14 protein-coding genes are annotated in these 18,149 nt (G+C 72.6%); 7 read left to right on the top strand and 7 right to left on the bottom strand.

What is annotated here, in order from left to right; all coding sequences use genetic code 11:
• Positions 1-19: 19 nt before the first annotated feature.
• Positions 20-1,369, top strand: coding sequence for a hypothetical protein (locus ACWEPL_RS00580; protein ID WP_363965456.1), 1,350 nt, complete (start codon positions 20-22; stop codon positions 1,367-1,369).
• A gap of 98 nt (positions 1,370-1,467) precedes the next feature.
• Here ACWEPL_RS00580 and ACWEPL_RS00575 read toward each other — a convergent pair whose 3' ends face one another.
• The 4 genes from ACWEPL_RS00575 to ACWEPL_RS00560 form a co-directional block, all read right to left on the bottom strand.
• Positions 1,468-2,322 (bottom strand): ABC transporter permease, encoded by an 855-nt coding sequence (locus tag ACWEPL_RS00575; protein ID WP_350722296.1) that lies wholly within the window; start codon positions 2,320-2,322, stop codon positions 1,468-1,470.
• Positions 2,323-2,324: 2 nt separating this feature from the next.
• Positions 2,325-3,302, bottom strand: a complete 978-nt coding sequence (locus tag ACWEPL_RS00570; RefSeq protein ID WP_363965454.1) for an ATP-binding cassette domain-containing protein — start codon at positions 3,300-3,302, stop codon at positions 2,325-2,327.
• Between the two features lies 1 nt (position 3,303).
• Positions 3,304-3,942 carry a PadR family transcriptional regulator gene (locus ACWEPL_RS00565; protein ID WP_452434483.1) on the bottom strand — a complete coding sequence of 213 codons (639 nt, stop codon included), beginning with the start codon at positions 3,940-3,942 and terminating at the stop codon, positions 3,304-3,306.
• 83 nt (positions 3,943-4,025) lie between these two features.
• Positions 4,026-4,619 (bottom strand): SACE_7040 family transcriptional regulator, encoded by a 594-nt coding sequence (locus ACWEPL_RS00560; RefSeq protein ID WP_452434482.1) that lies wholly within the window; start codon positions 4,617-4,619, stop codon positions 4,026-4,028.
• A gap of 62 nt (positions 4,620-4,681) precedes the next feature.
• Between ACWEPL_RS00560 and ACWEPL_RS00555 the strand changes: the two genes are divergently transcribed.
• The 6 genes from ACWEPL_RS00555 (at position 4,682) to ACWEPL_RS00530 (ending at position 13,774) form a co-directional block, all read left to right on the top strand.
• Positions 4,682-6,259, top strand: coding sequence for a carboxyl transferase domain-containing protein (locus ACWEPL_RS00555; protein ID WP_452434481.1), 1,578 nt, complete (start codon positions 4,682-4,684; stop codon positions 6,257-6,259).
• A 3-nt stretch (positions 6,260-6,262) separates the two neighbouring features.
• Positions 6,263-8,221, top strand: a complete 1,959-nt coding sequence (locus ACWEPL_RS00550; RefSeq protein ID WP_452434479.1) for an acetyl/propionyl/methylcrotonyl-CoA carboxylase subunit alpha — start codon at positions 6,263-6,265, stop codon at positions 8,219-8,221.
• Positions 8,221-9,126: a hydroxymethylglutaryl-CoA lyase gene (locus ACWEPL_RS00545; protein WP_357731565.1), complete on the top strand. Its 906-nt coding sequence runs from the start codon at positions 8,221-8,223 to the stop codon at positions 9,124-9,126. Before ACWEPL_RS00550 ends, ACWEPL_RS00545 begins: the two co-directional genes overlap by 1 nt.
• A 2-nt stretch (positions 9,127-9,128) precedes the next feature.
• Entirely contained in the window at positions 9,129-10,265 is a 1,137-nt protein-coding gene (locus tag ACWEPL_RS00540; protein WP_355194881.1) for an acyl-CoA dehydrogenase family protein, read from the top strand.
• Positions 10,266-10,346: 81 nt separating this feature from the next.
• Positions 10,347-10,781 carry a GNAT family N-acetyltransferase gene (locus tag ACWEPL_RS00535; RefSeq protein ID WP_452434476.1) on the top strand — a complete coding sequence of 145 codons (435 nt, stop codon included), beginning with the start codon at positions 10,347-10,349 and terminating at the stop codon, positions 10,779-10,781.
• 47 nt (positions 10,782-10,828) lie between these two features.
• Positions 10,829-13,774, top strand: a complete 2,946-nt coding sequence (locus ACWEPL_RS00530; protein ID WP_452434475.1) for a helix-turn-helix transcriptional regulator — start codon at positions 10,829-10,831, stop codon at positions 13,772-13,774.
• Between the two features lie 16 nt (positions 13,775-13,790).
• Here the strand turns inward: ACWEPL_RS00530 and ACWEPL_RS00525 are convergent, their stop codons facing one another.
• From ACWEPL_RS00525 to ACWEPL_RS00515, 3 genes are all read right to left on the bottom strand, one after another.
• A complete protein-coding gene (locus ACWEPL_RS00525) occupies positions 13,791-16,115 on the bottom strand; it encodes a hypothetical protein (protein ID WP_452434473.1) in 2,325 nt (774 codons plus the stop codon).
• A gap of 83 nt (positions 16,116-16,198) precedes the next feature.
• On the bottom strand, positions 16,199-17,188 hold the full coding sequence (locus ACWEPL_RS00520; protein WP_452434471.1) for a carbohydrate kinase family protein: 990 nt from the start codon (positions 17,186-17,188) through the stop codon (positions 16,199-16,201).
• A complete protein-coding gene (locus ACWEPL_RS00515) occupies positions 17,173-18,099 on the bottom strand; it encodes a pseudouridine-5'-phosphate glycosidase (RefSeq protein ID WP_452434469.1) in 927 nt (308 codons plus the stop codon). The genes ACWEPL_RS00520 and ACWEPL_RS00515 overlap by 16 nt, the downstream gene beginning before the upstream one ends.
• Positions 18,100-18,149: the final 50 nt, after the last annotated feature.

Genomic DNA, 18,149 nt, shown 5'->3' with positions numbered 1-18,149 from the left:
GTCTCTGGAAGGAACCCGCATGTTACAACGCATTCGTGTGGCCGCCCTTGCCATAGCGCTCGGAGCCGGAGCCCTGGTCATGGCTCCCTCCGCTGCGACGGCGGCCGCGGATCCCGTCATCACCCGAGTCGGGATCAGTCCCAATTCTCCGATCGACGTCACCAATGGCGCGGTCACGGCCACGTTCAGCTTCGCCACCAAGGGGGCCGACAAGGCCGAGCTCCAGCTCAAGCCCCCGGGCGACATCAGCGTCGGCAAGCCCGTCGACCTGACGTCCACCAAGGACGGCGACTGGACGAAGTGGTCCGGCACCAGGTCCTTCGACTCCACGAACGTCGGCACGTGGAGCTGGCTCGCCGTCGCCGGCGGCGCCTCCCGTGGCGGCACGTTCGAGGTCTCGGTCAAGAAGGTCCTCGACACCAAGATCGTCGACTTCGACGCCAGCCCCGACTCCGTGGACAAGGGTGACCTGATCAAGGTCTCCGGCCAGCTCCTCGCCGACGGCAAGGGGTACGGCGGCCAGAGCGTCGCCATCACCTTCCGCGAGCGCGGCACCGACGCCTACCGCCAGGTCACCAAGGTGACGACCGGTGGCAACGGCTGGTTCAGCGCCACCGTGCGGGCCGACGAGACGGGCTGGTGGCGGGCCGAGTTCGCGGCCACCTCCGCGGCCAAGGGCTCGGTCAGCGACACCGACCGGGTCGACGTCAGCCGCGGCGTCCTGAGCAGCAGGATCGCCGGCTTCGATGCCCGCCCGGAGCCCGTGGACAAGGGTGACCGGCTCACGTTCAGCGGCGCCCTGCTGGTCGAGGACCGCGGCGGCGTGGCCGGCGAGCGGGTCTCGATCTTCTTCAAGGCCGACGGCTCGTCCAGGTGGGAGTACGTCACCAGTGACGTGACCGGCCGCGACGGCCGCTTCTGGGCCTCCGCTCCCGCGCAGACCTCGGGCTGGTGGCGGGCCGAGTACGGCGGCACCCGCGGCATCCGCGGCTCGGTCAGCGACGCCGACTGGGTCAAGGTCAACGAGCCGGCGCCGCCTCCTACGGCGTCCAAGGCGGACACGCGGCTGATCAAGTTCAACGCGTACCCCGAGCCGGTCAAGCGCGGCAAGTACCTGAAGTTCAAGGGCCGCCTGCAGGTCTTCGACGAGGGCTCCTGGGAGGGCTACTCGGGCAAGGTCGCGCTGTTCTTCAAGCCCGCGGGCTCGAAGAAGTGGCAGTACGTGAAGACGACCTGGTCGAACGACGGCGGCGGGCTCTACACCAAGGTCAAGGGCTGGAACTCGGGCCGCTGGCGGTTCGTGTTCGGCGGTGACGACGACACCTACGGCGCCACCAGCGGCTCGGACTACGTCCGGGTCAAGCGCTGATCTGACGCGGCGCTGATCTGACGCGGCGCTGATCTGACGCGGCGTTGATCTGATGCGAGGCCGAGGCCCGGGGCACGCCGCCCCGGGCCTCGTTCCGTCTACTCCGCCCGCCTGAACTCCGCGATCCCCACCCCCAGCAGCGCCAGCCCCAGGGCCGCCACGAGGCCGAGTTCGAGCATCACCGGCACCTGGAAGTCGAACCACCGGACCCCGGGGTTCAGCACCGCGTCGACCTGCGCCGGCACGTCCAGGTGTGAGAAGACCGCCTGGCGCAGCGGGTCCACCGCGTACGTCATCGGGTTGACCACGGTCAGCACGTGCAGCCACGACGGCAGGTTGGCCAGCGGGAACATCGCCCCCGACAGGAACATCATGGGCATGATCGCCATCTGCATCAGACCGAAGAACGTCTGCATGTTCTTCATCCGGGCGGCCAGCATCACCCCGAAGGCCGTGATCGTGAACGCCGCGAGGAACATCTCCGCCAGCAGCGTCACGAAGAGCGCGGGCGAGTAGGGGACCCCCACCAGCCCCGCCATGGCCAGGATGAGGATGCCCTGCCCGGTGGCCACGATGGCGCCGCCCAGGCACTTGCCGACCACGATCGCCCCGCGCGAGACGGGCGCGACCAGCATCTCCCTGAGGAAGCCGAACTCGCGGTCCCACACGATGGAACCGGCCGAGAACATCCCGGTCATGATCACGGTCATGGAGATCATGCCGGGATACATGAACGTGCGGTAGTCGATCCCGGGGATCGCCCCCCGCACCAGCGACCCGAGCCCCGTGCCCATGACGAACAGCCAGAGCACGGGCTGCACCAGCATGGACGCCATGCGGGTGCGGTCGTTGACGAAGCGCAGCATCTCCCGGTGGAGCACGACCTTGATCGCCCGCAGGTCGTGACCGGCGCTGCGGACCGGCACGCGGACGCTGATGGCCTCTGTCGCCATGACTATCGCCTCGCCATCGCTCTCATGAACGCCATGTTGCCGTCGCCGGCCTCGGCGTCGCGGATCGTGGAGCCGGTGTAGGACATGAACACGTCGTCCAGGGACGGCCGTGACACGCTCACCGATTTGATCGGCATGCCGAGCTCGGCGAACAGCCTCGGCACGAACTCCTCGCCCGAGGCCACCGCGAACGTCACCGCGCCCTCGCGCACGGCCGCCTCCAGCCCGAACCGCTCCCGCAGCGCCTTGATCGCCTCCGTGTCGTCGGGGGTCTGGATCTGCACCCGGTCCTTGCCGACGCTGGCCTTCAGCGCCTCTGGCGAGTCGATGACGACGACCTCGCCGTGGTCGATGATCGCGATCCGGTCGCAGTACTCGGCCTCGTCCATGTAGTGCGTGGTCATGAAGATGGTGATGTCCTCCAGGAGCCGCAGCTGGTTGATGTAGCCCCAGATGGCCGAGCGGGTCTGCGGGTCGAGCCCCACGGTGGGCTCGTCGAGGAAGAGCACGCGCGGGGAGTGCAGCAGGCCGCGGGCGATCTCCAGCCGCCGCTTCATGCCGCCCGAGAACGTCATCACCTTGGCGTCCTTGCGGTCCCACAGCGCGACCATCTCCATGACCTGCCGGATCCGGTCGCCGACCATGCTCTTGGGCACGCCGTACAGCTCGGCGTGGAAGCGCAGGTTCTGCTCGGCGCTCAGGTAGCCGTCGAGGGTGGGGTCCTGGAAGACCAGGCCGATGTTCCTGCGGACCTCGTCACGGTCCCTGACCACGTCGTGGCCCGCCACGGTGGCGCTGCCGCCGGTGGGGTTCACCAGCGTGCAGAGCATGCTGATGGTGGTGGTCTTGCCGGCGCCGTTGGGGCCGAGGAAGCCGAACACCTCGCCCGGGCGCACCTCGAAGTCGACGCCCTTGACGGCCTCGACCTTCCCGTACGTCTTCCGCAGGCCGCGCACGGCGACCGCCGCGTCCGCCGCCATCTCAGCCCTCCGCCAGGATCTGGAACATCGACTTGCGCGTCTTCTTGATCAGCTCCTTGGCCGCCGCGATCTGACGCTCGTCGGCCGTGTGGACCAGGTGGGAGAACGCCTCGTTGAGCTGGGCCCAGAGCAGGCGCAGCTCGTGGTGGTCGGGTGGCACGGCCGTGCGGGCGACCTCGTCCCACGGCGCGTCGTCGGCGTACCTGGCCGCCTGGCCGCGGCCCTTCTCCGTCAGCCGGTACGTACGGCTCCCGCCGGACTCGTCGCCGGACACCAGGCCCTCGTCCTCGAGCTGCTGCAGCGCCGGATAGACGGAGCCGGGGCTGGGCCGCCAGACGCCGTGGCTGCGCTCCTCGATGCCCTGGATCATCTGGTAGCCGTTCTGCGGCCCTTCGAGGAGCAGCGCCAGCAGGGCGGCCCGGACGTCGCCGCGGCGCACCCGCGGAGGCGGCGTCTCCCAGTGGACCACGGTGCCGAAGTGCGGCCCGGGCGGGGGCGGCGCGAACGGCGGGCCGAAGCCACCCGGCCCCGGCGGCGGACCGGGCGGTGGACCGGGCGGTGGGCCCGGCGGTGGGCCGGGTGGGTGCGGGGGGAACGGGTGGTGGGGGTGCGGGGCATCCCAGAAGTCAGGCTCTTCCATGATTACCTCCAACTATCGAGATATCTTGACGATATATCTAGATAGTTGGCACGGGAAGGGCATTTCGGGCAGATCCCTGGAAGTTAGCGAGCGCTAACAGCGGCGGTGACGGCCGCGCGCGCCATGGCGTGCAGCAGCGGCCGCATGTCCCCCGCGCCCAGCTCACCCGCGCTGTGCGGCGTGGAGTTGAGCAGCCCGAACACGGCGTGCGTCGCGGCCCGCAGCCGCGCCGCCGGGCACTCCGGGTGCAGCTCGGCCAGCACGGTGACCCACTCCTCGACGTAGAGCCGCTGCAGCCGCCTGATCTGGCGCCGCTCGGGCTCGGGCACGTTGCCCAGCTCCCGGTCGTGCACGGTGATCAGCGCCGGCTGCTCGAGAGCGAACGTGATCTGCACGTTGAGCAGCGCGTCCAGCGTCTCCTGGGGATCGGGGCACGAGGTGACCACCGCGGCGGCCGACTCGCGCAGCCGCGAGCTGACGTCGAGCAGCATCTCCGACAGCAGCGCGTCCTTGCCGCTGAAGTGCCGGTAGAGCGCGGGGCCCGAGACGCCGACCGCGGCGCCGATGTCCTCGATCGAGACGCCGTGGAAACCGCGCGCGGCGAACAGCCGGGCCGCCGCCTCCAGGATCTCCCCGCGCCTGTTGCGGCGATTCCGGGTAGGGGCGGTAGTGGTCACGTCTCACATGCTAGACGACTACGTTAATGATGACTAACATCTCGTGCTATGAGAGGGGCGTCATGAGCGAGTGGCCGGTGCTGAAGTCGTCCGCCGATCCCGGCGGCGAGGCGTTCAAGCGCAACGTCGAGCTCAACGAGCGGCTCGCCGCCGAGCTGCTGGAGCGGCTGGAGGTCGCCGCCCGGGGCGGCCCCGAGCGCTCGCGCCTGCGCCACGTCGAGCGCGGCAAGCTGCTGCCGCGCGACCGCGTCGACGGCCTGCTCGACCCCGGCTCCCGCTTCCTGGAGCTGTCGCCGCTGGCCGCGAACGGCCTCTACGACGACCAGGCGCCCGCCGCGGGGATCATCACCGGGGTCGGCCGGGTCTCCGGCCGCGAGTGCGTGATCGTCGCCAACGACGCGACCGTGAAGGGCGGCACGTACTACCCGATCACGGTCAAGAAGCACCTGCGCGCGCAGGAGGTGGCCCTGCACAACCACCTGCCGTGCGTCTACCTCGTCGACTCGGGCGGCGCGTTCCTGCCCAAGCAGGACGAGGTGTTCCCCGACCGCGAGCACTTCGGCCGCATCTTCTACAACCAGGCCACCATGTCCGCCCGCGGCATCCCGCAGATCGCCGCCGTGCTCGGCTCGTGCACGGCGGGCGGCGCGTACGTGCCCGCGATGAGCGACGAGGCCGTCATCGTGCGCGGCCAGGGCACGATCTTCCTGGGCGGCCCGCCGCTGGTGAAGGCGGCCACCGGCGAGGAGGTCACGGCCGAGGAACTGGGCGGCGGCGACCTGCACGCGCGGGTCAGCGGCGTCACCGACCACCTGGCCGAGGACGACGCGCACGCGCTGGCCATCGTCCGCGACATCGTCTCCACCCTGGCCCCGCGCCGGAGCTCGGCCGCGCGGCCCTGGGACACGATCGCGCCCGAGCCGCCCCGGCACGACCCGCGCGACCTGTACGGGATCGTGCCCGCCGACACGCGCCAGCCGTACGACGTGCACGAGGTGATCGCCAGGATCGTGGACGGGTCGCGCTTCCTGGAGTTCAAGGCCGAGTACGGCTCGACCCTCGTGACCGGGTTCGCCCACCTCCACGGCCATCCGGTGGGGATCGTGGCCAACAACGGCATCCTGTTCAGCGAGTCCGCCATGAAGGGCGCCCACTTCATCGAGCTGTGCGACCAGCGCCGGATCCCGCTCGTCTTCCTGCAGAACATCAGCGGCTTCATGGTCGGCAAGGCCTACGAGGCGGGCGGCATCGCCAAGCACGGCGCCAAGATGGTCACCGCCGTGTCGTGCGCGCGGGTGCCCAAGTTCACCGTCGTGATCGGCGGGTCCTTCGGGGCGGGGAACTACGCGATGGCCGGGCGGGCGTACTCGCCCAGGTTCCTGTGGATGTGGCCGAACGCCCGCATCTCGGTCATGGGCGGCGAGCAGGCCGCGAACGTGCTCACCACGGTCGGCACGGCCGACGCCGACGCGATCAGGGCCCAGTACGAGCACCAGGGCAACCCGTACTACTCCACGGCCAGGCTGTGGGACGACGGCGTGATCGACCCGCTCGACACCCGCACCGTCCTCGGCCTGGCGCTGTCCGCGGCGGCCAACGCCCCGCTCGAGCCCGCCGGTTACGGCGTCTTCCGGATGTGACGCATGTTGTTCGACCGTGTTCTGATCGCCAACAGGGGCGAGATCGCCGTACGGGTCATCCGCACGCTGCGCCGGCTCGGCATCACGTCGGTGGCCGTGCACACGGCGTCGGACGCCGGAGCCCGGCACGTGCTGGAGGCCGACCTCTCCCACCAAGTGCCGAAATATCTGGATATTGAGGCAATTGTCGGGGCGGCGCTGGCGTCCGGGGCACAGGCCGTCCACCCCGGATACGGGTTCCTCGCCGAGAACGCCGCGTTCGCGCGGCGGTGCGCGCAGGCCGGGCTGGTGTTCGTCGGCCCGCCGCCCGAGGCCATCGACGCCATGGGCGACAAGATCCGCGCCAAGGCCACGGTGTCGGCGGCCGGGGTGCCCGTCGTGCCCGGCGGGGCCGAGCCCGGCGACTCGCTGGAGACCTGGCGCGACTTCCCCGCGCTGATCAAGCCCTCCGCGGGCGGCGGCGGCAAGGGCATGGTGCTCGTACGGTCGGCCGCCGAGCTGCCCGACGCCCTGGAGTCGGCCCGGCGCACGGCGCGGGCGGCATTCGGCGACGCGACCCTGCTCATCGAGCGGTACGTCGAGAGCCCGCGCCACATCGAGCTGCAGGTCCTGGCCGACACCCACGGCAACGTCGTGCACCTGGGCGAGCGCGAGTGCAGCCTGCAGCGCAGGCACCAGAAGATCATCGAGGAGGCGCCCTCGCCCTTCGTCGGCCCCGAGACCCGTGCCCGCATGGGCTCGGCCGCGGTGGAGGCCGCGCGCTCGGTGGGCTATGTGGGGGCGGGCACGGTCGAGTTCATCGTGGACGGGACCACCGGCTCCTACCACTTCATGGAGATGAACACCCGTCTGCAGGTGGAGCACCCCGTCACCGAGCTGGTGACCGGGCTCGACCTGGTCGAGCTGCAGCTGCGGGTCGCGGCGGGGGAGCCGCTGCCGTTCGGGCAGGGCGACGTGCGGATCGACGGGCACGCCGTCGAGGCCCGCGTCTACGCCGAGGACCCGGCCCGCGGCTTCCTGCCGACGGGCGGCCGCGTGCTGGCGTTGCGCGAGCCGGACGGCGGCGTCCCGGGCGGCCCCGCGCCCGTCGTACGGGTGGACTCCGGGCTGGTCGAGGGCGGCGTCGTCGGCAGCGAGTTCGACCCGATGCTCTCCAAGGTCGTCGCCTGGGCGCCGGACCGGGCCTCGGCGCTCAGGACGCTCGACCGAGCCCTGGCCCGCACGGCCGTCCTCGGCGTGGTCACCAACATCCCGTTCCTGCGGGCCCTCGCCGGACATCCGGCCGTCAAGGCGGGCGAGCTGGACACCGGGCTGGTCGAGCGCGTGCTCCCCGAGCTGCTCCCGTCCGCGGACGTGCCCGCCGAGGTGCTCGTGGCGGCGGCGCTCGCCTTCCACGCTCTGCCCGGGGGCGACGACCCGTGGGAGGTCACGGACGGCTGGCGGGTGGGCGAGCGGGCCTGGACGACGTGGCGGCTGGAGTCGAGGGACGGGGTGCACGCGGTCCAGGTCCGCGGCCTGCCCGAAGAATCCGCCGAAGTCCGGATAAACGATGAGATCGTGCCTGCGCGCATCCGGCTCGGCGACGGGGAGCTGACCGTCACGATCGGCGCCCGTACCGAGCACTACCTGCGCGTACGCCATTCCGACACGCTCTGGCTCGGCACGGACGGCGCGGCGTGGGCGCTCACCCGGCACCTCATCGGCGACCCCGGCGACCGGCCCGGCGCGGCGGCCACGGGCGACGGCGTCGTCAGGAGCCCCATGCCCGGCACCGTCCTGGTGGTCAAGGCCCAGGCCGGCGACCGGGTCACCGAAGGCCAGCCGCTGGTGATCGTCGAGGCCATGAAGATGGAGCACACCGTCACCGCCCCGCGCGACGGCGTGGTCTCCGAGCTGGCGGTCCAGGCGGGCCAGCCGGTCGACATGGACGCGGTTCTCGCCGTGGTGAGGGAGGAGGGCTGATGCCGTACCCCATGGAAGGGCTGCCGCAGCAGGTCACGATCTACGAGGTCGGCCCGCGCGACGGCCTGCAGAACGAGTCCTCGATCGTGCCCGTCGAGGTGAAGGCCGAGTTCATCGACCGCCTCGCGGACGCCGGGCACAAGGTGATCGAGGCCACCAGCTTCGTGCACCCGAAGTGGGTGCCGCAGCTCGCCGACGCCGACGAGCTGCTGGCCCGGCTGCGCAGGAAGCCGGGCGTGCGCTACCCGGTCCTCGTCCCCAACCTGCGCGGCCTCGACCGGGCCCTGGAACGCGGCGTGGACGAGATCGCCATCTTCGCCAGCGCCACCGAGACGTTCGCCGCCAAGAACCTCAACCGCAGCCTGGAGAGCCAGTTCGAGATGTTCGAGCCGGTCGTGGCCAGGGCGCTGGACAACGGCGTGCGGGTGCGCGCGTATGTGTCGATGTGCTTCGGCGACCCCTGGGAGGGGCCGACGCCGATCGCCCAGGTCGTCTCGGTCGGGGAGCGGCTGCTCGGGCTCGGCTGCTACGAGCTGTCGCTCGGCGACACCATCGGGGTCGGCACGCCCGGCCACGTGACCGCGCTGATCAAGGCGTTCCGCCGCCCCGAGCGGCTCGCCGTGCACTTCCATGACACCTACGGCCAGGCCCTCGGCAACACCCTGGCCGCGTTGAGAGCGGGCGTGACCACGATCGACGCCTCCACGGGCGGCATCGGCGGCTGCCCCTACGCCGAGTCCGCCACCGGCAACCTCGCGACCGAAGACCTGGTCTGGATGTTGCGGGGGCTCGGCATCGAGACCGGGCTCGACCTGGGCAAGCTCGTGTCCACCAGCACCTGGCTGGCGGAGCTGCTCGGCCGGCCCAGCCCCTCCCGCGTCGTACAGGCGCTGTCGAAAGGCTGACCATGCTCAAGGACGAGTACGAAGAGCTGCGCAAGACCGTCGAGTCGTTCGCCCGCGAGGTGGTCGCGCCGGTGATCGGCGACTACTACGAACGGGAGGAGTTCCCGTACGACATCGTGCGGCAGATGGGCGCCATGGGGCTGTTCGGGCTGCCGTTCCCGGAGGAGTACGGCGGCATGGGCGGCGACTACTTCGCCCTGTGCGTGGCGCTGGAGGAGCTGGCCCGCGTCGACTCCAGCGTGGCGATCACCCTGGAGGCCGCGGTGTCGCTGGGCGCGATGCCGATCTACCGGTTCGGCGACGCCGAGCAGCGCGAGCACTGGCTGCCCAAGCTGACCTCGGGCTCGGCCCTGGGCGCGTTCGGCCTGACGGAGCCGGGCGGCGGGTCCGACGTGCCGGGCGGGATGCGCACCACCGCCGTGCTGGACGGGCCCGAATGGGTGATCAACGGGACGAAGGCCTTCATCACGAACTCCGGCACCGACATCACGGCCGTCGTCGGCGTGGCCGCGATCACCGGCGAGCGGGAGATCTCCACGATCCTCGTGCCGAGCGGCACGCCCGGATTCACGGTGTCGAAGAAGTACTCCAAGGTCGGCTGGAACGCCTCCGACACCCGCGAGCTGTCCTTCAGCGACTGCCGCGTCCCCGCCGCGAACCTGCTGGGCGAGCGCGGCCGCGGCTACGCCCAGTTCCTGCAGACCCTCGACGAGGGCCGCATCGCGATCGCCGCGCTCAGCGTGGGGCTGGCCCAGGGGTGCGTGGACGAAAGCCTCAAGTACGTCAGGGACCGGAAGGCGTTCGGCCACCCGATCGGCCACTACCAGGCCATCCAGTTCAAGATCGCCGACATGGAGGCCCGCGCCCACACCGCCCGCCTGGCCTACTACCACGCGGCCGAGAAGATGCTGGCCGGGGCGCCGTTCAAGAAGGAGGCCGCGATCGCCAAGCTGGTCTCGTCGAACGCGGCCATGGACAACGCGCGGGACGCCACGCAGGTGTTCGGCGGGTACGGGTTCATGAACGAGTTCCCCGTGGGGCGCTTCTACCGCGACGCCAAGGTGCTGGAGATCGGTGAGGGCACGAGCGAGGTCCAGCGCATGCTCATCGCCCGGCAGCTCGGCCTGGGCGACCTCTGACCGTTTCCGGCCGAACGTTTTCGGCGGGGCGAATCGAGGGAGTTTGCGTCCGCGACCTCGGACGATCTAGTGTCGTCAGTCATGACGGCTGACGATCTTCTCATCAGGAGGGCGGAGAAGGCGGACGCGGACGAGGTGTTCGCGCTGGCGCGCGAGTTCGGTCTGACGTTCAGACCGGAGCGCGGGGCCTTCGACGCCGCCCTGCCCGAGCTGCTGGCGAACGAGGACGCCCTGCTGCTCGCGGCCGTCGTGGGCGGGCGCGTGCAGGGCTACCTGCTGGGGTACGTGCATCTGACCCTGTTCGCCAACGGGCCGGTGGCCTGGGTCGAGGAGGCCATGGTCGGCTCCGGGGCGCGCCGGCAGGGGATCGGCCGGGCCCTGCTGGAGGAGTTCGAGCGGTGGGCGCGCACGCGGGAGGCGGGCTACGTGGCGATGGCCACGCGGCGCGCGCCCGAGTTCTACCACGCGCTGGGCTACGAGGCCTCTGCCACGTTCTTCCGCAAGGTCCTGCGCTAGCCCGGCCGGCCGGGAATTCTGTCGTGATCTGATGGCATTCTTAGGGCGTGAGTATCCATGCCGTCAGTCCCCGCTTCGTCGGGCGCGCCCGTGAGCTCGCCGCTCTCGGCGACGCGCTGGTCGGGGCGCGTGCCGGGGCGTCGTCCGCCGTGCTCGTCGGCGGCGAGGCCGGGGTCGGCAAGACCCGGCTGATCAAGGAGTTCACCGATCGGGCCGACGACGCGCTGGTGCTCGTCGGCGGGTGCCTGGAGCTGGGCACCGAGGGCCTGCCGTTCGCGCCGTTCACCGCCGTGCTGCGCGGGCTCGTGCGCGAGCTGGGCCGCGACGGGGTGGCGGCGCTCGTGCCCGGCGGCACCACGCGCGGGCTGGCGCGGCTGCTGCCCGAGTTCGGGGAGCCGGACGGAGACGGGCCCGAGGCCAGGGCGCGGCTGTTCGAGCAGGTGCTGGGGCTGCTGGAGCGGCTGGCCGAAGAGCGTCCCGTGCTGCTGATCGTCGAGGACGCCCACTGGGCCGACCGGTCCACCCGCGACCTGCTGTCGTTCCTGGTCCGCTACCAGCCGACCGCGGCGGGCCTGCTGATCGTGGTCACGTACCGCACCGACGAGCTGCACCGCACCCACCCCCTGCGCCCGCTCCTCGCCGAGCTGGGCCGGGTCGAGCGGGTGCGCAGGGTCGAGCTGCGCAGGCTCACCCGCAAGGAGGCCGTCGCGCAGGCGGCCGGCATCCTGGAGCGGGAGCCGTCCCCCGCCGACATGGACCTGATCTACGCGCGCAGCGAGGGAAACCCGCTGTTCGTGGAGGCGCTGCTCAGCGACGGAGGCGGCGTCGCGCTGCCGGAGTCGCTGCGCGACCTGCTGCTGGCCAGCGTCGAGCGGCTGCCCGCGGAGACGCAGGAGCTGCTGCGCGTGGCCAGCGCCGGCGGGCAGCGCATCGAGCACGACCTGCTCTCCGCCGTCGCCGGGCTCGACGAGAACGCGCTCTCCAGCGCGCTGCGGCCCGCCGTGGCGGGAAACGTGCTGACCGTCGACGGCGAGGGCTACTGCTTCCGGCACGCGCTGATCCGCGAGGCGCTCCACGACGACCTGCTGCCCGGCGAGCACACCCGCCTGCACACCCGCTTCGCCGAGGCGCTGGAGCGCGACCTGTCGATCCTGCCCGCCCCGCGCGGCGCGATCGAGCTGGCCCACCACTGGCACTCCGCCCACGACGCCACCTGGGCGCTGGTCAGCGCCTGGCAGGCGGCGGGCGTCGCCCGCAGGTCCACCGCCTATGACGAGCAGCTCAGGATGCTGTCCAGGGTGCTGGAGCTGTGGGACCAGGTGCCCGACGCGTCCGAGCGCATCGGCTGCGACCGCATCGACGTGCTCAGGAACACGGCCACGGTCGCGCACCTCGCCGGGGAGTACGAACGCTCCATCGCCCTGGCCGGCGCCGCCCTCGCCGAGATCGACCACGAAGCCGACCCGATCAGGGCGGCCAAGCTGCTGCGCCAGCGCGGCCTGACCCGCTACGACCTGGGCCGCTCCGGCTTCGTCGACGACCTGCGCGAGGCGGCCGCGCTGGTCGCCTCCGACCGGCCGACCAAGCTCCACGCCCAGGTCCTGGAGACCCTGTCCCGCATGCTTCACGGGCGGGAGGTCTGGGCGGAGCGGCTCGCCACGAGCCGGCTGGCCATGAAGATCGGCCACGAGCTGGGCGACCGCAAGGTGGAGGCGCACGCGCTGATCGACCTCACCTGGGCGCGATTCGGCTTCTCCGAGATCGAGGCGCAGCTGGAGGCGTTCGCGGAGGCGCGCAGGCTCGCCGGCGGCGACGAGGCGTACAACGCGCTGATGCGCTGCGCGATCTCCGAGTCCGACGCGCTGGAGGGGGCGGGCCGCCACGAGCGGGCCGCGCAGGTGGCCCGCGACGGCATCGAGGAGGCCCGCCAGTACGGGCTGGCCCGCACGTCCGGCGCGTTCCTGTCGATCAACCTGGCCGAGCCGCTGGTGTCACTGGGGCAGTGGGACGAGGCGCTGGAGGTGGTCGAGCACGCGCTCGACCTCGCGCCGCCGGCTCCCTACCAGGCCAGCCTGCAGGGGTTCGCCACGGACATCGCGCTGGCGCGCGGGGAGTTCGACCGGGCCGAGCGGCTGCTGGGGTCGTCGCGGAGCGTGCTGTCGCGCGGGACCTACCGCGACCAGACGGTCCTGCCGCACCTGTGCAGGGAGGTGCGGCTGCTGCACGCGCGCGGGGAGCTCGAGGCCGCGGTGGAGGTGGCCGCGAAGGCCCTGGAGGAGCGCGATCTCGTGGAGACCCCGCGCTACGCCTGGCCGGTGCTGGTGACCATCGCCGACCTGCTCGGCTCCGTGGTGCCGCAGCAAGGGTCCGGGGTGGGCACGCCGGTGGCGCAGCTCGGCGCGGCCCTCCTGACGCGGCTGCGGGCGCTGGGGCGGGAGCTCGAGGCCGACGGCGACCTCCAGCGGGCGCAGCACCTCACCTTCACGGCGCTGACGGGTCCCGAGCCGGACGACGGCGGCGCCGAGCCGCCCGCGTGGCGGTTCGAGGCCTGGGACCGGGCGGCGGGGGCGTGGGCGGCGCTGCGGCAGCCGTACGCCGAGGCGCGGTGCCTGGTGGGCGCGGCGCAGGCGGCGCTGGCGGACGGCGACCGGCAGGAGGCCGCGGAGCGGCTGGGCCGCGCGCGGGAGCTGGCCGCCCGGCTGGGCGCGACGCCGCTGCTGGAGCAGCTCGACGCCTTCGGGCGGCGGGCCAGGATCGGGGGCGCCGAGGAGGCGGCCGACGGGCTTCCGCTGGGGCTGACGGCTCGCGAGCTGGAGGTGCTGCGGGAGGTGGCTAACGGGCGGAGCAACCGGGAGATCGCCGAGGCGCTGTTCATCTCGGCGAAGACCGTGAGCGTGCACGTCTCCAACATCCTGGCCAAGCTGGGCGTCGCCACCCGGGGCGAGGCCGCCGCCACCGCCTACCGGCTGCGGCTGTTCGACGCGCCCCTTTGAACGGCAGGGCGAGTGCTCAGCCCGTCAGCTGGGCTTCCAGACGGTAGCCGTCCACCGTGACGTAGACCTGGTCGCCGGGGCGCGCGTTCAGGCGCATCAGCACCGGCTGGAGGGAGTCGAAGACCGGCTGGTGGCCCTGCCAGACCAGGACGATGGCGTTGTCCCCGGGCCCGGTCACCGACAGCAGGGTGCCGGGGCGCATGCCGAGCTGGGCCGCGTAGCCCTCCGGCACCGGCACGGGGCCGCCCCTGAGGTGCTCCGGGGTCACCTCGATGCGCTGCCAGCGGCGCGGGTCCGAGGACGGGCCCGGCAGCGGCGGAGGCGGCGTCGGGGGAGAGCCTGCCAGCATCGGCGAACGGCCGCCCGACAGCGCCGAGAGCGTCGCCAGGGCCGCGGACGGGTCGATCGAGTTCGCCGGGGTCGGCGGGATGGGCTGGCCGCCCCGGTGGTGGTGGCCGTTGGCGCCCGGAGTGCGGCGGGGCAGGGGCTGGGCGGGCGACGGGGCCTCGGCCACCGGGTCGCCGCTCGTCTCCTGGGGCAGGGCGTCGTACCAGGCCTTGGCGGAGTGGGCGCGGATGCCCAGCTCGCCCATCAGCTCCACGACGTCCGCGTCGGGCGGGCTCGAGGCCAGCAGCTGCCTCGTACGGTCCTGCAGGCGGTGCAGGTCGCCCACGACCAGCCAGCCGTCCTGGAAGCGGCGGTCGGGCATGAGCGTCACCAGCACGCGCCAGAGCGGGGTGCGCAGCGAGGGGACCGTCACGGGGTGGGCCGGGTCGGCGCCGATCAGCTGGTCCTCGGTGGCCGCCGCGCCGAGCCATTCGGTCAGGCGGAACATGTGGCCCGTGACCGGCGCGGACTCCGAGGAGCGCAGCCAGTGCAGGACGCGCTCCTCGGCCGTGCGCTGGGCCTGGGAGAGGGCGTCCCGGTCGACCAGCATCTTGTGGGCGAGCGTCCGCAGGCTGACCGGGTCCTCGGCGAACAGCCGGTGCACGGCCACCGCCAGCTCCAGTTTGTCCAGGCTGCGGAACAGGTTGTCCACGACCCGCACCATCGCGTGGTCGGCGTCGGTCGGCACGGGGCTGCTGGGGGCCGGCGGAGCGGTGGGAACGGGCGCGGCGTAGCTCGGGGTGCCGTTGCTCTTGGAGGCGCCCGGCGCGCCGGGGACGGCGGGCATGGATCCCGTGCTGGGACCGCCGGGGACCGCGGGCATCGAGCCAGTGCTGGGACCGCCCGGGATCGCGGGCATGGACCCGGTGCTGGGACCGCCCGGGACTGCGGGCATCGAGCCAGTGCTGGGACCGCCGGGGGCGGAGCTGTTGTCCTGGCGGGCGCCGGGCTGGGCATCGGCCTGGGGGCTCGCGGGGCGCTGCGGGGCGCGGTCGGCCTGGCCAGGCTGGCCGGGGGCCGGGCGGCCCTCGCCGGCGAACCCCTGCGCCGGGAACGAGCCGCTCTGCGGCTGCGCGGAGAACGAGCCGGTCTGCGCGGGGAACGACCCCGTCTGCCGCGCCGGACCACCGGCGTCCGGCGCCGGCTGAGCCGGGAAGGAGCCGGTCTGGCGGTCCTGGGACGGGCCGGTCTGGCGGTCTTGCGAGGGGGCGACCTGGCGGTCCTGGGAGGGACCGCCCGGGCGGTCGGATATCGAGGGGAAGGAGCCGGTCTGGCGGCCGCTGTCCGGCCCCTGGGCGGCCTGGGGGCCGGTGCCCGAGGGCTGCTGGGCCGGGAACGAGCCCGTCTGGCGCCGGTCCGCGGCGGCGGCCGGGCGCTGCGGCGCGGCGTCGGGGCGCTGCTCGGCGGCGGCGCCGCTCTGGGCGGCGAACATGCCGGTCTGGGGCACCGGATCGGCCTGGACGGGGAAGGAGCCCGTGCCCCGGACGAGCGGCCGGGTGACCTCGGGGTGATCGGCCGCGGGGGCCGCACGCTGGGCCGGGATGCGGCCGAGGATCTCGCGGAAGACGGAGCCGATCACCACTTCGGGCGTGGCCGACGGCGTGCCCAGGTCGCTGGGGGACAGGCGGCGCAGCCGCTGCCAGCCGCCGAGCCCGGTGATCGCCGTACGGGTGTCCTCGGGCCAGCCCGGCAGCGCCGGATCGATGTGGTGGACGGTCAGCGCGGGCAGCAGGTCGGCCAGCGGCAGATGGTCCCAGCGAGAGGAGGCCAGGCGCGCCAGCCGCTCGCAGATCCAGTCGAGCCCCGCCGTGCCGAGCGCCCTCGACAGCGCGAGGGAGTGCCACCATCCCGCCGGCAGCCGCGGATCGGCCAGTGCTTCGGCCACCTGCTGCGGGCGGCTCCAGCGCAGAGCAGGGACTAGGTCGCTCAGGCAGATCGATGACTCGACTTCCATCGGCGGACCTTATCCTCCCCAGTGAGCCGCGTGGTGCTGACCGAAACGCGTGTGGCTAATGGTGTAGCTTACGCGGCAAGCTATCAATCAGTGTGAATAGGGTAAAGACGGTTCAGATCCAAACCGTACCGTGGCCGACCGCCCACCTGGGCCACACATGCGGCACCAGCACGGCAACCCGCCTCCAAAGCCGCCTCCTCGCCGACACCCTGCAGAACCCCGGTGAGGTACCCGGCGGCGAACGCGTCACCCGCTCCCGTCGAGTCCACGACCTCGGTGGACACACCTGCCGCCGCCGCGACGACCTCGCCGTCCACGGCGGCCAGCGCGCCCCGTGCTCCCAGCTTCACGATCGCTGTGCCGTATGTCTCACTCAAGAGTACGGCGGCGCGCTCCGCCGTCGTGGCTCCACTCAGCAAGAGGGCCTCATCAAGATTCGGGAGGATCAGGCCGGCGGGGGCGGATTCGCGGATGAAACGTTCGACCCCGAAGTCGCGCAGCGGGCCGGTGGAGGCCGGGTCGACGCTGATCGCGATCCCGGCGGCGGCGGCCTCGGCCATCGCCAGCCTGGCCAGCCGCAGCCCGCCCTCCGCGAACAGCAGGTAGCCCGACAGGTGGAGCCGGGCGACGCCGTCGAGCAGGGCCGGGTCCCAGTCGGCCTCGGAGATCAGGCCGCCCGCGCCGCGGTTGGTGAGCATCGTACGCTCGCCGCTCCGGTCCACCATCGCGATCACGACGGCGGTGGGGCGGTCGGGATCGACCGAGACGTGCGGCCGGACCCCCGTCTTGGCCAGCTCGGTGGTGTGCCACTCGCTGCTGTCGTAGCCGAGCCTGGCCAGCAGGCGCACGTCCGCGCCGAGGCGGGCGGCCCAGGCGGCGGTGTTCGCGCCGGAGCCGCCGGGGCGCAGGACGATGTCGGCCGCCGTGTCGGTGCCCGACATGACCGGCGAACCATGCAACGCCACCACATCGGTGACCACGTCGCCGATGACGAGCAGGGCCCTGCCCGTCACTCCGTCCGTCACTCCGTCCGTCACCCTGTCCGTCACCCCGTCCGTCACGGGCGCGCCCATGACCGGGCGATCTGCGAGGCCAGGGCGACGTTGCCGCGCACGGCGGCCAGGTTGGCCTCCAGGGAGGCCCCGCCGGTGCCGTCCACCAGGTAGCCGAGCAGGAACGGCGTGATCGCCTGCCCCTTGACGCCGTGCCGCTCGGCGGCGGCCAGCGCCTCGGCCAGCACGCGGTCATGGAGCTCGGGGTCGAGCTGCTGGTCCACGGGGACGGGGTTGGCGACGATCAGCGCCGTCTCCTGGCCGCCGAGCGCGTCCTGGCCCCGCATGATCTCCGCCGCGTCGGCGGGCGACTCGATCCGCCATTCGATCGGCTGGCCGGAGGAGTGCAGGTAGAAGCCGGGGAAGGTGTCCGTACGGTAGCCCGCCACGGTCACGCCGCGCGTCTCCAGGCGCTGCAGCGTCGCCGGCACGTCGAGGATCGACTTGACGCCGGCGCAGACGACGGTGATGCGGGTGCGGGCCAGCGTGTCGAGGTCGGCGGACTCGTCCTGGTCCTCGGTCCAGCCGCGGTGCACGCCGCCGAGTCCGCCGGTGGCGAAGACGCGGATGCCGGCGCGGGCGGCGAGGAACGACGTGGCCGACACGGTGGTGGCGCCGCTGGCCTTCAGTGCCGCCGCCACGGGCAGGTCCCGCTGTCCCAGCTTGCGCAGGCCGGACTCGGTCGCGATCCGCTCCAGCTCCACCTCGTTGAGGCCGATGCGGGGCACGCCGTCCAGCACGGCGATCGTGGCCGGGACGGCGCCGGCCGCCCGTACGATCCCCTCCAGCTCGCGCGCCACCTCCAGGTTGCGCGGCTGCGGCAGCCCGTGGGAGATGATCGTGGACTCCAGGGCGACGACGGGCGCGCCACTCGCCAGGGCCTCGGCGACCTCGTCGGACGGCTGCAGAACGGAGTCGGGGGTGCTGCGCATGGTGAGTTTCGTGCTCCTTGGGTGGGTCCTGGCCTACTAGGGCGAAAAGC

This window comes from Nonomuraea sp. NPDC004186, assembly GCF_053603495.1.
The sequence above is the reverse complement of the archived record's forward strand: the minus strand, read 5'-3'. Positions and strand labels throughout refer to the sequence as shown.

What these genes read in the sequence shown, in the direction of transcription:
- ACWEPL_RS00580 (WP_363965456.1), top strand. Translation starts at nt 20, where the DNA reads ATGTTACAACGCATTCGTGTGGCCGCCCTTGCCATAGCGCTCGGAGCC.
- ACWEPL_RS00575 (WP_350722296.1), bottom strand. Translation starts at nt 2,322, where the DNA reads ATGGCGACAGAGGCCATCAGCGTCCGCGTGCCGGTCCGCAGCGCCGGT.
- ACWEPL_RS00570 (WP_363965454.1), bottom strand. Translation starts at nt 3,302, where the DNA reads ATGGCGGCGGACGCGGCGGTCGCCGTGCGCGGCCTGCGGAAGACGTAC.
- ACWEPL_RS00565 (WP_452434483.1), bottom strand. Translation starts at nt 3,942, where the DNA reads ATGGAAGAGCCTGACTTCTGGGATGCCCCGCACCCCCACCACCCGTTC.
- ACWEPL_RS00555 (WP_452434481.1), top strand. Translation starts at nt 4,682, where the DNA reads ATGAGCGAGTGGCCGGTGCTGAAGTCGTCCGCCGATCCCGGCGGCGAG.
- ACWEPL_RS00550 (WP_452434479.1), top strand. Translation starts at nt 6,263, where the DNA reads ATGTTGTTCGACCGTGTTCTGATCGCCAACAGGGGCGAGATCGCCGTA.
- ACWEPL_RS00545 (WP_357731565.1), top strand. Translation starts at nt 8,221, where the DNA reads ATGCCGTACCCCATGGAAGGGCTGCCGCAGCAGGTCACGATCTACGAG.
- ACWEPL_RS00540 (WP_355194881.1), top strand. Translation starts at nt 9,129, where the DNA reads ATGCTCAAGGACGAGTACGAAGAGCTGCGCAAGACCGTCGAGTCGTTC.
- ACWEPL_RS00535 (WP_452434476.1), top strand. Translation starts at nt 10,347, where the DNA reads ATGACGGCTGACGATCTTCTCATCAGGAGGGCGGAGAAGGCGGACGCG.
- ACWEPL_RS00525 (WP_452434473.1), bottom strand. Translation starts at nt 16,115, where the DNA reads ATGGAAGTCGAGTCATCGATCTGCCTGAGCGACCTAGTCCCTGCTCTG.
- ACWEPL_RS00520 (WP_452434471.1), bottom strand. Translation starts at nt 17,188, where the DNA reads ATGGGCGCGCCCGTGACGGACGGGGTGACGGACAGGGTGACGGACGGA.
- ACWEPL_RS00515 (WP_452434469.1), bottom strand. Translation starts at nt 18,099, where the DNA reads ATGCGCAGCACCCCCGACTCCGTTCTGCAGCCGTCCGACGAGGTCGCC.